This is a genomic window from Actinomycetospora sp. CA-084318 (assembly GCF_050955885.1).
In the GTDB taxonomy this organism is placed as follows: Bacteria; Actinomycetota; Actinomycetes; order Mycobacteriales; family Pseudonocardiaceae; genus Actinomycetospora.
On sequence record NZ_CP192098.1, the window covers coordinates 4362547 to 4374810 of the forward strand.

The 12264-nt window shown below is 72.1% G+C and carries 12 protein-coding genes and 1 pseudogene; 6 read left to right on the forward strand and 7 right to left on the reverse strand.

Annotated features, from left to right (window positions below; all coding sequences use genetic code 11):
* The first annotated feature begins 4 nt into the window (after nt 1–4).
* Complete coding sequence (fmdA, locus tag ACQPYX_RS21360; protein ID WP_433799291.1) at nt 5–1255, forward strand: formamidase; 1251 nt, start codon at nt 5–7, stop codon at nt 1253–1255.
* A 9-nt stretch (nt 1256–1264) separates the two neighbouring features.
* Nucleotides 1265–2299 (forward strand): alpha/beta fold hydrolase, encoded by a 1035-nt coding sequence (locus ACQPYX_RS21365; protein ID WP_433799292.1) that lies wholly within the window; start codon nt 1265–1267, stop codon nt 2297–2299.
* A 20-nt stretch (nt 2300–2319) separates the two neighbouring features.
* On the opposite strand, the gene ACQPYX_RS21370 is transcribed toward ACQPYX_RS21365, so the two are convergent.
* The 6 genes and pseudogenes from ACQPYX_RS21370 to ACQPYX_RS21395 form a co-directional block, all read right to left on the reverse strand.
* Nucleotides 2320–2871, reverse strand: coding sequence for a hypothetical protein (locus tag ACQPYX_RS21370; RefSeq protein ID WP_433799293.1), 552 nt, complete (start codon nt 2869–2871; stop codon nt 2320–2322).
* A gap of 43 nt (nt 2872–2914) precedes the next feature.
* Nucleotides 2915–3622: pseudogene (locus tag ACQPYX_RS21375) on the reverse strand (DUF222 domain-containing protein); the annotation flags it as partial.
* A gap of 133 nt (nt 3623–3755) precedes the next feature.
* A complete protein-coding gene (locus tag ACQPYX_RS21380; RefSeq protein WP_433799294.1) occupies nt 3756–4205 on the reverse strand; it encodes an SRPBCC family protein in 450 nt (149 codons plus the stop codon).
* A complete protein-coding gene (locus ACQPYX_RS21385) occupies nt 4202–4507 on the reverse strand; it encodes an ArsR/SmtB family transcription factor (protein WP_433799295.1) in 306 nt (101 codons plus the stop codon). The genes ACQPYX_RS21380 and ACQPYX_RS21385 overlap by 4 nt, the downstream gene beginning before the upstream one ends.
* 51 nt (nt 4508–4558) lie before the next feature.
* Nucleotides 4559–4975: an acyl-CoA thioesterase gene (locus ACQPYX_RS21390; protein ID WP_433799296.1), complete on the reverse strand. Its 417-nt coding sequence runs from the start codon at nt 4973–4975 to the stop codon at nt 4559–4561.
* A 29-nt stretch (nt 4976–5004) separates the two neighbouring features.
* A complete protein-coding gene (locus ACQPYX_RS21395) occupies nt 5005–5586 on the reverse strand; it encodes a TetR family transcriptional regulator (RefSeq protein ID WP_433799297.1) in 582 nt (193 codons plus the stop codon).
* Nucleotides 5587–5662: 76 nt separating this feature from the next.
* Here ACQPYX_RS21395 and ACQPYX_RS21400 point away from each other — a divergent pair, with 76 nt between their 5' ends.
* From ACQPYX_RS21400 to hepT, 3 genes are read left to right on the forward strand one after another with little or no spacing between them, the layout of a single operon-like run.
* Nucleotides 5663–7675 (forward strand): fatty acid desaturase, encoded by a 2013-nt coding sequence (locus ACQPYX_RS21400; protein WP_433799298.1) that lies wholly within the window; start codon nt 5663–5665, stop codon nt 7673–7675.
* A 28-nt stretch (nt 7676–7703) separates the two neighbouring features.
* Nucleotides 7704–8120: a hypothetical protein gene (locus tag ACQPYX_RS21405; RefSeq protein WP_433799299.1), complete on the forward strand. Its 417-nt coding sequence runs from the start codon at nt 7704–7706 to the stop codon at nt 8118–8120.
* Nucleotides 8117–8548 carry a type VII toxin-antitoxin system HepT family RNase toxin gene (gene hepT, locus ACQPYX_RS21410; RefSeq protein ID WP_433799300.1) on the forward strand — a complete coding sequence of 144 codons (432 nt, stop codon included), beginning with the start codon at nt 8117–8119 and terminating at the stop codon, nt 8546–8548. Before ACQPYX_RS21405 ends, hepT begins: the two co-directional genes overlap by 4 nt.
* Before the next feature lie 39 nt (nt 8549–8587).
* Here the strand turns inward: hepT and ACQPYX_RS21415 are convergent, their stop codons facing one another.
* Nucleotides 8588–10741, reverse strand: a complete 2154-nt coding sequence (locus ACQPYX_RS21415; protein WP_433803779.1) for a malate synthase G — start codon at nt 10739–10741, stop codon at nt 8588–8590.
* 173 nt (nt 10742–10914) lie between these two features.
* Here ACQPYX_RS21415 and glnT point away from each other — a divergent pair, with 173 nt between their 5' ends.
* The gene (gene glnT / locus ACQPYX_RS21420; RefSeq protein ID WP_433799301.1) at nt 10915–12255 is read left to right on the forward strand and encodes a type III glutamate--ammonia ligase; all 1341 of its coding nucleotides are present in this window, start codon (nt 10915–10917) and stop codon (nt 12253–12255) included.
* Nucleotides 12256–12264 lie beyond the last annotated feature (9 nt).

Consider the following 12264-nt stretch of genomic DNA (forward strand, 5'->3'; position numbering starts at 1 on the left):
CGCCGTGCCCGAGACCGTGTTCCGCGTGGACCAGTCGAAGTCGATGCGGGAGCAGGAGGTCCCGGGCCACAACCGCTGGCACCCCGACATCCCGGCCGCCTCCTCGGTCCGGCCGGGGGACGTCTTCCGGATCGAGTGCAAGGACTGGACCGACGGTCAGGTCCGCAACGACGACTCGGCGAACGACATCCGCGACATGGTCCTCGACCACAACCACATGCTGTCCGGGCCGATCGAGATCGAGGGCGCGGAGCCGGGCGACCTGCTCGTCGTCGACTACCTCGACCTCGGCCCGGCCCACGGCGGAGCGCCCGCCGTCGGACCGGAGGCCGGACAGGGCTGGGGCTACACCGGCATCTTCGCGAAGAGCAACGGCGGCGGCTTCCTCACCGACCACTTCCCCGACCCGGGCAAGGCGATCTGGGACTTCCAGGGCAAGTACGCCATCTCGCGCCACCTGCCCGGAGTCCGGATCGCCTCCAACGTCCACGCCGGCCTCGCGGGCTGCGCGCCGTCCGCCGAGCTGCTCGCGGAGTGGAACCGGCGCGAGCAGGCCCTGATCGACACCGACCCGCAGCGCGTCCCGCCGCTCGCGCTGCCCCCGCTGCCCGAGCACGCCCTGCTCGGCACCCTGGCCGGGAGCGACCTGGAGCGGGCGGCGCGGGAGGCGGCCCGGACGGTCCCGCCGCGGGAGCACGGCGGCAACGTCGACATCAAGAACCTCTCGATCGGCTCCCGGGTGCTCTACCCCGTCTACGTCCCGGGCGCGAAGTTCTCGATCGGCGACCTGCACTTCGCCCAGGGCGACGGCGAGATCAGCTTCTGCGGGGCCGTGGAGATGGGCGGCTACGTCGACGTCCACGTCGACCTCATCAAGGACGGCGTCGCGAAGTACAAGGCGACGATGCCGATCTTCCAGCCCGGCCGGCACGAGCCCCGCTACGACGACTTCGTGTCCTTCATCGGCATCTCCGTCGACGAGGCCGGCGACCAGCACTACATGAATGCGACGATCGCCTACCGCCGCGCGTGCCTGCAGGCCATCGACTACCTGACGCAGTTCGGCTACACCGGCGAGCAGGCCTACCTGATCCTGTGCGCCGCGCCGATCGAGGGGCGGGTCAGCGGCATCGTCGACATCCCGAACGCCTGTTGCTCGCTCTACGTCCCGACCGGCATCTTCGACGTCGACATCCGACCCGGCCACGACGGTCCCGCACGGGTCGACCGTGGCCAGTGCGCCACCGCGAGCTGAGGAGGCCCGATGCCCGCCCCGACCGACTTCGAGGTGTTCGACCTCGGCGACGTGGTCCTGCAGCACGGCGCGACGCTGCGGGACGCCCGACTGGCCTACAAGACCTACGGGACGCTGAACGCCGACCGCAGCAACGCGATCGTCTACCCGACGTGGTTCTCCGGCCGACACACCGACAACGAGTGGCTCATCGGCACGGACAAGGCGTTGAACCCCGACGAGTGGTTCATCATCGTGCCGAACATGCTCGGCAACGGGCTGTCCTCCTCACCGAGCAACACCCCGCCGCCCTACGACCGGGCCCGCTTCCCGCACGTGACCTTCCAGGACCAGGTCGAGTGCCAGTACCGTCTGGTCACCGAGCACTTCGGGATCGGGACGCTGCCGCTGGTGACGGGCTGGTCGATGGGCGCGGGCCAGACCTATCAGTGGGCCGTGAGCCACCCCGAGATGGTGCAGCGGGCCGTGCCGTTCTGCGGGTCGAGCGTGACCGCCCCGCACAATCGGGTCTTCCTCGAGTCGATCTCCGCCGCCCTGCGGGCCGACGCGGCGTTCGCCGGCGGCTGGTACCGCGACGACGCGTGGCCCACGACGGGCCTGCGGGCGTTCGCCCGGGTCTACGCCGGGTGGGGGTTCTCCCAGGCGTTCTACTGGCAGGAGGAGTGGCGGCGCCTCGGGTTCTCCTCCCTCGAGGACTTCCTGATCGGGTTCTGGGAGGCGTTCTTCCTCGACGAGCGCGACCCGAACAACCTGCTGGCCATGATCTGGACGTGGTTCCACGGTGACGTGGGGCAGACGCCCGGCTTCGGGGGTGACACGGTCGCGGCGCTGAACTCGATCCGGTGCCCGCTCCTCGCGATGCCGGCCGAGAAGGACCTGTACTTCCCGCCCGAGGACGAGCAGTGGGCCTCGCAGCACATCCCGCACGGCGAGGTCCGGGTGATCCCCGGGGTGTGGGGGCACTTCGCGGGCGGCGGGGAGAACCCCGACGACACCGCGTTCATCGACCAGGGCATCCGCGACATGCTCGCGCGGGAGGTCTGAGCCGCATCCGTCCGAGCCGGTCATGGTCCGGCTCGGCTGGTGTAGGTGTGTCCGGTGGGGGTGGTGGTCCGGACGGTGTGGGGGTGGTCGTCGAGGCCGTCGTGGATGAGGTGGACGTGCCAGCCGGGGACTTCTTTGAGCAGGTTCCCGCGCACGCAGTTCCCGCGGCCGTTCCCGAGACTGGTCGGACCGCCGACTCTGGCGCCGGCGATGTGGTCGATGTGCCGGATCGGGGCGCCGCAGAAGGGGTCGCGGCAGGCGCCGTGGTCGCGGAGCGCGATGAGTTTGGCGAGGACGCCGTCGAAGAACCGGCGGGTGGGGTCGCCGCCGACGAGGGTGCCGTGGGCGGGGTGGGCGAACAACCGGCGCCACCAGCGTTTCCCGGCGGTCAGGCGCAGCAGGTCGGTGGCGATCCCGGCCGGGAGCGGCCCGTGCCCGACCAGTTCCGCGGTGGCGGAGCTCTGCGGGTCGACGAGCGCGTCGACCGGGAGCACGATGCCGACCTCGACGTCGACGTCCTCGGCGTAGACCTGTCCGGTGAGGCGTTCGACCAGGGTGTCGGCGACACTCACAGATGATCTGGTCGCGGGTGCGGTCGTCGGTGTCCCCGGTCGCGATCAACGAGTCGGCGTATGTCCGGAGTGCGGCGATGCAGGCGACACCCTGCTCGACCGGCAGCAGGCCCGAGAGGACGCTCATGGTGTCCGGGGCCGGGCGTAGCGTGACCCGCCGGTCTTTGCGGGCTTTCCGGGCGCGGTCGGTGAACCCTTGCGGGTCGGCTTCGTAGGCGAGTTTCTTGACCGCCGCCTCGGCCTGCTTACGGCTCATGTCCTCCAGCCCGGTCTCGGCGATCTGCTTGTCCACCACCGCCCGCAGCTCCTGATCGAGATGCGACGTGGTGGAGACGATGTGTTCGGCGAGCTGCTCCGAGATCCGCCCGGCCACCAGCAGCGCCCGGGTACAGGGCAGGTCACTCGCCAGCGCCCGCGCGACCCCGAGCCGGCGGTCTCCGACGTAGGGGGAGACGTGCGCGGCCAACGCGATCTGGTCGGCGATCCCGCGGCCGAGCTTCTCCGGGTCCAACCGGCCCTCGGCGATCAGCTGGATCTGCTCTTCGACCTGGGCGCGGCCGAGGCCGACGATCGCGGTGTGCTGCGCCGCCGCCACCGCCGACCGGGCGCGTTCGAGCAGGGCGATCCGGTCGATGCACGCCGCACCACCATCGGACTCCGGGTCGGTGGGGAGCTCGGCGAGTTCGGCGAGGCGCGTGAGCAACGCGGTCAGCTCCGCGCTGACCGGGTCCACCGCCTTGTTAGAACTCATGTTCGCAAGCTAGCAGCGCCCCCCGACAATCTCGGCCGAACCGAGCCCGCTACCTGCGACGATGCGGCACAGCTGTCACTGGACGCCAGCAACGACGCTTTCCTGCCACCTGGAGCGGAGCCCCGACCCGTCGTCAGGAACCATCCACCAGACCGGCGAGGCCCTCCAGGCACCACTGCCAGCCGGTCCGCAGACCCTCGACCGCCGCCTCCCCGGACAGACCGTCGACGGTCAGCTCGAGCCGCGTCCCGCCCTCGACCGGCAGCAGCCGCACCGTGACCCGGGACCGCTCGGACATGTCCTCCCCGGCGGTCAGGGTGTCCATCACCAGGCGCGTGACCGGCTCGAACACCTCGTAGGTGGCCGTCTCCCGGTAGTCGTCGCCGGCGGGGCGGGGACCGAAGCGGATGCGGTAGCCGCCACCGGCGCGTGCATCGACCTCGCAGCTCGACACCAGCCACTCCGGGTCGGGGCACACCCACCGCTCGAGCAGGTCGGCACGGGCGAACGCGTCCCAGACCTTCTCGGGCGGCGCGGCGTAGGTGCGGTCCAGGTCGAACGACATCAGCGGGGCGGTGGTCATGTCTCCTCCAGGAGGGTGCCGAGGGCGTCGAGTCGGCTCGACCAGAGCGCCCGTTGGTGTGCGGTCCACGTGGCCACCTCGACGAGCGCGTCCTCGCGCAGCCGGCACTCGCGCACCCGCCCGCGCTTGACGGTCGTCACGAGCCCGGCCTCCTCGAGCACCCGGACGTGCTTGAGCACCGCGGGCAGCGACATCGCCGTCGGCGTCGCGAGGTCGCCGACCGCGACCGGCCCGCGCGCGAGCTGCTCGACGAACGCCACGCGGGTCGGGTCGGCGAGCGCCGCGAACTGATGGTGAACCACGTGGTTAACTGTTACGCGTGGACACGCCCGCGTCAAGCCCTCCTGCCGAGGTCAGCCTCGCTGCAGCGTCTCCAGCGCCGCCCGCCGTTCGCCCTCGATCGGCACCGTCTCCTCGCTGGCGCGGTCGACGAACGCCTGGGTGAAGGTGCCCTCGAAGAACAGCTCGCCGTCGCCGCGGCGCATGCCGACCTCGAAGCGGACGCTCGTGCGCCCCAGCTCGCCGACCCGCAGACCGACCGACACGACGTCGGGGAAGCCCGCCTGCGCCCGGTACTCGCAGTGCACCTGCGTGACGAGGCCGACGGTGTCGCCGTGGTGCGGGTCGAGGCAACCGTGCTCGATCATCCACCGGTTGACCACACTGTCCATGAGGTCGTGGTGCACCACGTTGTTCAGGTGCCCGTAGGTGTCGTTGTCGTTCCACCGGGTGGTGACGTCCTGCCAGTGGACGTAGTCGTCGCCGCTCACGGCCCCAGGTCGACGCTCGGACCCCGGCCTCAAACGCGCCGCGTGAAGCCCTCCGCCAGCCACCGCGCCTGGACCGCCGCCAGATCCGGACCGGTCGGCTGCGTGGCGTGGCTGATGACGAGCCGGACGACGGCGTCCGCCAGCCGCGGCAGCTCCGGGTCGTCCCCGTGCAGGGCCGCGAGCTCGGCCGCGATCACCGCGACGCCGCGGTCGAGCACCACCTCGGGCCGCGCCGTCACCACCGGCAGCAGGCTCTCCCCCGTGTCGGCGGTGAGGATCGCCTTGAGCAGGTCGTTCGACGCGCCGAACTCCAGGGCGCCGACCACCCCGGCGACCACCCCCGCGACGAGGTCGTCCGGGTGCACCCGGAGCTCCCGGCACACGACGGCGAGGAACGCGTCGGTCTCGCGGGCGACGAGCGCGTCCCCGAGCTCGCGCTTGGTGCCGATCGCGTTGTAGAGGTGCTGCCGGCTGATCCCGGCCCGCCCGGCGACCGCGCCCATCGTCACCGCCGACCAGCCCCGGGCCGTCGTGAGCTCGCGGGCGGCGTCGAGCAGGCGGGCGAGCAGCTCGGCCCGCGTGTCCTCGCGGAACGAGCCGCCCGTCGTCATGAACCCGACCTTACAGAACCGAGCCAGACGACAACGCCGTTGACATAGCGACCGATTCTGTCAACGATCCGACACCATGACGACGACCGCGGAGCCTGCCGACGAGGGCCGGGTGCTCAGCGAGGAGGAGTCCCGCGCGATCCGTCGCGGGGTCCCCCACCCCCGCGTGCCGATGCCCGTGGTGGCGCTGCCGACGCTCGCCCTGTTCGTCGGGTCGCTCGCGGCCTGGCTCGGCGCGACGTGGTGGGTGCTGGCCGGTGAGAACCCGTGGCGCTACGCCGTGACGATCCCCGTGCACGCGATCGTCACGTTCACGATGTTCACGGTGCTACACGAGACCATCCATCTCGCGGGCGGACGGTCCCGCCGGGTCAACGAGGTCCTCGGACGGCTCGCCATGCCGTTCGTCGTCGCGTGGGCGGCGTTCCCGCTCGTGCGCTTCCTGCACATCGAGCACCACCGCAACACCAACGACGACGTCGCCACCGACCCCGACGCCTGGTCCTCGGCCGGGCCGTCCTGGCAGTGGCCGCTGCGCTGGATGACCCTCGACCTCTGGTACCTGCGCTTCTACGCGCCCCGCATCCCCGGCCGACCGCGGGCGGAGCTGGCCGAGCAGGCCGTCGTGTTCGCGGTGGTCGTCGGCGGCTTCGTGACGCTCGCGCTCACCGGACACGGCTGGGAACTGCTGATGATCTACCTGATCCCGCAGCGGATCGGCGTCGGCATCCTCGTCTGGTGGTTCGACTGGCTCCCGCACCACGACCTGACGGCCACCGCGCAGTCCGACCGCTTCCACGCCACCCGCATCCGCGTGGGCTGGGAGCGCGTGATGAACCCGCTGTTCCTCTACCAGAACTACCACCTGGTCCATCACATCCACCCGACGATCCCGTTCTACCGCTACGTCCAGGTCTGGCGGCGCTCGGAGTCGGACTTCCTCGAGCGGGACGTCCCGATCACCACCGCCTGGGGCACGGAGCTCTCCGCCTCCGAGTACCGCGCCTGGCGCAGCATCATCTCGACCTACGACCGCGACGCCGACCTCCCGCGCCTCCCCCACCGGCTGCGCGTCGAGGAGGTCCGCCGGCTCACCCCGGACGCCGTGTCGATCACCGTCGCCGTTCCCGACGAGCTGCGGGAGGCCTTCCGCTTCCGCCCCGGCCAGCACGTCACCGTCGCCGCGACGATCGACGGCGGACCCGTCCGCCGGAACTACTCGATCTGCACCGCCGCCGGCTCCGGGGTCCTGCGGATCGCGGTGCGCCGGGTCGCGGGCGGACGCTTCTCCACCTGGGCGAACGACGAGCTGCGGGCCGGGGACGAGCTGGAGGTGACCCCGCCCGCGGGCTCGTTCACCGTCGACACCGACCGCCGGAACGCCCGCCACGTGGCCGCGGTCGCGGCGGGCAGCGGCATCACGCCGGTCATCTCGATCCTGACGAGCACGCTCGACGCCGAGCCGCGCTCGCGCGCCACGCTGCTCTACGCCAACCGCGACGCCGAGCACACGATGTTCGCCGACGAGCTCGCGATGCTGGAGCGCCGCTACGAGGGTCGACTCACGGTGGTCCACCACCGGTCCCGGGAGGATTCTTCCCGACGACGGGTCGTGCCCGGCCGGCTCGACGCCGCCCGGCTCGTGGAGCACCTGGGCGACCCGGCGCTGCGCGACGCGGCGTGGTTCCTCTGCGGCCCGGTCGCCATGCTCGACGATCTCGAGCCCGTCCTGCGCGAGCACGGCGTCACCGACGTCCGTCGCGAGCTCTTCGTCGCACCCGACGACGAGGCCGCCGACCTCGGCGACATCGTCCCCGCGACCGTGTCGGTGACCCGGGACGGCGAGACCACCGAGGTCGCGAGCACCGGCACGGCGTCGCTGCTCGAGAGCGCCCTCGCCGCGGGGGTCGACGCGCCCTACCTGTGCGCGGGCGGCATATGCGGCACGTGCGTGGCCACGGTGACCTGCGGCAGCGTCCACATGCAGCAGAACTACGCGCTCTCGGCCGAGGAGGTCGCGGCCGGGCGGGTCCTCACCTGCCAGTCCCGCCCGACCACCCCGGAGGTCGCGGTCGACTACGACCGCTGACGGTCGGACGCTCGGGCACACTGAGCCCATGACGACCCCGGCCGACGCGTTCGCCGCACTGCGCGACGCGGAGCGTTCGGGCGACCTCGCCCGGGTGGCCGACGACCTCGGGCTCGCCCTCGTCGTCGTCTTCGGCAGCGCCGAGCGGGGCGACCCCGACGCGCACGACCTCGACGTCGCGGTCGCGGCCCGGCGCGGGACCCGGCTCGACCTCCTCGCCGTCGTGGACACCCTCACCGCGATGACCGGCTTCGACGACGTCGACGTGCTGGACCTCGACCGCGCCGGGCCGGTCGCCCGCCAGCAGGCCCTGGTCCCCGGGGAGCCGCTCTACGAGTCCGAGGACGGCGGCTTCGTCCGCGAACAGCTCCGGGCGAGCGGCGAGCGTCTGAGCACCGAATGGCTGCGCCGCAGCTCCCTCGAGCGTCTGGCCGGGCGGCGGTGAGCCCTCGACGCCTCGACCCCTCCGTCGTCGAGATCCGGCTGACGACGATGTCCCGGCTGCTCGACGACCTCGAGCGCTTCCCGATCGGCGACCTCGAACACGACGCGCGGAGCCGGTACGCCGTGGAGCGGGTGCTCACCCAGCTCGTCGAGCTCGCGACGTCGGTCAACGAGCACGTCGTCGGGGCCGTGCTGCACCGCACGGCGACGTCGTACCGCGACTCGTTCCTGCTCGCCGCGGAGTGCGGGCTGATCGACGAGACCCTGCGCGACGACCTGCTGCCGTCGATCGGGATGCGGAACGTCCTCGTGCACGAGTACGTGCGCGTCGACCTCCGCCTCGTGGCGGCGGCCGTCCCGCTCGCCCTCGACGGCTACCGGCGCTACGTCCGAGCCGCGGCCGCCTTCGTCGCGGATCGGGACACCTGACCCGCCGGGAGCACTCCGGCGGGTCGGGCGACCCCGGCGTCAGGCGTGGGCCTTGGCCTTGCGCCGCCACTGGGTGAGTGCACGCTCGGTGTAGCCGTTCGGCTCGGTGCCGCCGGAGAAGACCAGCTCGAGGGCGGCCTGGAACGACTCGCTGCCGTCCAGGTCCGGCGCCATGGGCGGGTAGCCGTCCTGGCCGGCGTTCTGCTCGTCGACCAGCTCGGCCATGCGGGCGAACGTCGCGCGGACGGTGTCGGCGTCGACGACCCCGTGCTCGAGCCAGTTCGCGATGAGCTGGCTGGAGATGCGCAGCGTCGCGCGGTCCTCCATCAGCCCCACCCCGTCGAGGTCGGGCACCGTCGAGCAGCCGATCCCCATGCCGACCCAGCGCACCACGTAGCCGAGGATCGACTGGGCGTTGGTCTCCAGCTCCCGGCGCACGTCGTCCTGCGACAGCGTGCTCGCGTCGGTGAGCGGGAGCTCCAGCAGGTCCCGACGATCCGCCGTCTCCCGCTTCGAGATCTCCTCCTGGATCGCGTGCACGTCGGTGCGCAGGTAGTGCAGGGCGTGCAGCGTCGCCGCGGTCGGCGAGGGCACCCACGCCGTGTTCGCCCCGGCCTTCGGGTGGCCGATCTTCTGCTCCAGCATCTCGGCCATCGCGGCGGGCTTGGCCCACATCCCCTTGCCGACCTGCGCGTGGTGCTCGAACCCGGCGGCCAGCGCGACGTCGACGTTGCGGTCCTCGTAGGTCTGCAGCCAGGTCGTCGACTTCATGTCGCCCTTGCGCAGCACCGGGCCCGCGGCGAAGCAGGTGTGGATCTCGTCGCCGGTCCGGTCGAGGAAGCCCGTGTTGACGAAGATGACGCGGTGCGCGGCCGCGCCGATGCAGGCCGACAGGTTGACCGTCGTCCGCTTCTCCTCGTCCATGATGCCGATCTTGAGCGTGTTCGTCCCGAGGCCGAGGGCCTCCTCGACCGCCGCGAACAGCTCGACGGTCAGCGCGACCTCCGCCGGCCCGTGCTGCTTGGGCTTGACGATGTAGACGCTGCCGGCGCGCGAGTTGGTGTGCGGGCCGAGGCCCCGCAGGTCGTAGAGCGCGGCGACCGCGCAGACGAGCGCGTCGACGACGCCCTCGGCGGTCTCCTCGCCGTCGGCGGTGAGCACCGCGTTCGTCGTCATGTGGTGCCCGCAGGTGCGGACCAGCATGAGCGAGCGGCCCGGCAGCGTCAGCGCCGACCCGTCGGCGGCGGTGTACTCCCGGTCCGGGTTGACCCGGCGGGTGACGGTCTCGCCGCCCTTCGAGAACTCGGCGACGAGGTCGCCGGTCATCAGTCCGAGCCAGGTGCGGTAGGCCAGTGCCTTGTCCTCCCCGTCGACGGTCGCGACCGAGTCCTCGAGGTCGACGATCGTGGTCACCGCCGACTCGAGCACGACGTCGGAGACGTCCGCGTGGTGCTGGCGGCCGACCTGCGTCGACGGGTCGATCACGAGGTCGACGTGCAGGCCGTTGCGGACCAGGAGCACGCTGCCCCGTCCGTCGCCGTCCGGGGCGTTGAAGCCGGCGAACGACGAGGGGTCGGCGAGCGCGACGGAGTCGTCCGCGGTGTCGGCGACCAGGCCCTCGGTCGAGGGGCGGTAGGCCGTCACGTCGGCGTGGCTACCGCGCTCGAGCGGGAACAGCTCGTCGAGCAGGCGGTCGGCGGCCTCGATGACCTGGGCGCCCCGCTTCTCGTCGTAGCCCTTCGCGAGCTCGTGGTCCTGGGGCAGGGCGTCGGTGCCGTAGAACGCGTCGAACAGCGAACCCCACCGGGCGTTCGCGGCGTTGAGCGCGAACCGGGCGTTCGTCGACGGCACCACCAGCTGCGGTCCGGGGACCTCGGCGATCTCCGGGTCGACCCGGTCGACGTCGATCGTCGGGACGCTCGACGGCTCCGGCTCGAGGTAGCCGAGCTCGGTCAGCAGCGTCTCGTAGTCGTCCCGCGCACCGGCGCCGTGCTCGGCGTGCCAGGCGTCGATCTTCCCCTGCAGGTCGTCGCGCTCCGCCAGCGCCATCGCGATCCGCGGCGCGAACTGCTCCTGCAGGCGGGCCAGGGTCGACCAGAACTGCTCGGGGGTGATCTCGACCTGCGCGAGCAGCTCGTCCTCCACGAAGGCCCGCAGGTCCTCGTCGACCTGCAGCCCGGACCGTTCGACCATCTCGGACACTGACGGACCGCCTCTCTCGCCTACTGAACCCGTCTCCGACTCCTGTTCCCCGCTGGAGCGTCCCGACAACCGGGGGCGGGCTTTACACGCCGGCAACCACGATGGTCTCCTGATGCGAGACGGTGTTTCTCAACGAGATATCATCGATGCGCCGAGGAGCCCTCATGACGGTCACCGACCCCCGGACCGACGGGTCCCGCACCGCGCTGGCCGCTCCGGCGAGCCTCGCCGAACGCGCGGCGGCGGACGGCACCCGCTTCCTGCTCGCGCTGTTCGTCGACCTCACCGGCAAGCCCTGCGCGAAGCTGGTGCCGGTCGAGTGCGCCGACGAGCTGGAGCGCGAGGGGGTCGGGTTCGCGGGCTACGCGGTGGGGGCGATCGGCCAGCAACCGTGCGACCCGGACCTGATCGCGATCCCGGACGTCGCCAGCTACACCCCGCTCCCCTGGGTCCGCGAGGGCCTCGCGCTCGTGCACTGCGACCCGCACGTGGAGGGCCGCCCCTGGCCGTACGCGCCGCGGGTCCTGCTCAAGGCGATGCTCGCGAAGGCCGCCGGCCTGGAGCTGATGGCCGGCGCCGAGGTGGAGTACTTCCTGGTCGCGCGCGACGAGCACGGCGGGCTGCGTCCCGCCGACGTCCTCGACGACGGGGTGCGCCCCTGCTACGACGCCCGCGGGCTGACCCGGATGTACGACCACCTGACCGCGGTCTCCACCGCGATGAACGCCCTGGGCTGGGGCAACTACGCCAACGACCACGAGGACGCGAACGGCCAGTTCGAGCAGAACTTCGCCTACGCCGACGCGCTGACCACCGCCGACCGCGTGATCACCGCGCGGTACCTGATCTCGATGCTCGCCGAGCAGCGCGGGATGACGGCGACCTTCATGCCCAAGCCGTTCGCCGACCGCACGGGCTCGGGGATGCACCTGCACCTCTCGCTGTGGTCGGACGGCTCGTCGCGGTTCCCGGACGACGCCGACGGGCGCGGCCACGGCCTGTCCGACCTGGCCTACCGCTTCCTCGCGGGCCTGCTCGAGCACGCCCCCGGGATGCAGGCGGTGCTCGCGCCGACGGTGAACTCCTACAAGCGCACCGGCGCCACCAGTACCCGCTCGGGCGCCACCTGGTCGCCGCGGCGCGCCACCTGGGGCGGCAACGACCGCACCCACCTCGTCCGCGTTCCCGACGGTCACCGCGTGGAGCTGCGCGGCGGCGACGGCGCGGCCAACCCGTACCTCGCGCTCGCCGTCGCCCTCGCCGCCGGGCTCGACGGCATCGACCGGCAGCTCGAACCCGACGCCCCCGACGAGCGCCCCGAGCTGCCGCCGACGCTGCTGCACGCGGTCGAGGCCCTCCGGGCCGACGCCGTCGTCGGGAAGGCGCTGGACGCGGCCGGGCCCGGCGTGGCCGAGTACTTCGCCACGCTGAAGCGCGAGGAGTTCCTCGACTGGCACGGCACGGTCGGCTCCTGGGAGCACGACCGCTACCTCACCGCTTTCTAGGGAGTTGCA

Coding starts and splice junctions, on each gene's coding strand:
- ACQPYX_RS21365 (WP_433799292.1), top strand. CDS start 1,265: ATGCCCGCCCCGACCGACTTCGAGGTGTTCGACCTCGGCGACGTGGTC.
- ACQPYX_RS21380 (WP_433799294.1), bottom strand. CDS start 4,205: ATGACCACCGCCCCGCTGATGTCGTTCGACCTGGACCGCACCTACGCC.
- ACQPYX_RS21395 (WP_433799297.1), bottom strand. CDS start 5,586: ATGACGACGGGCGGCTCGTTCCGCGAGGACACGCGGGCCGAGCTGCTC.
- ACQPYX_RS21400 (WP_433799298.1), top strand. CDS start 5,663: ATGACGACGACCGCGGAGCCTGCCGACGAGGGCCGGGTGCTCAGCGAG.
- ACQPYX_RS21405 (WP_433799299.1), top strand. CDS start 7,704: ATGACGACCCCGGCCGACGCGTTCGCCGCACTGCGCGACGCGGAGCGT.
- ACQPYX_RS21415 (WP_433803779.1), bottom strand. CDS start 10,741: ATGGTCGAACGGTCCGGGCTGCAGGTCGACGAGGACCTGCGGGCCTTC.
- glnT (WP_433799301.1), top strand. CDS start 10,915: ATGACGGTCACCGACCCCCGGACCGACGGGTCCCGCACCGCGCTGGCC.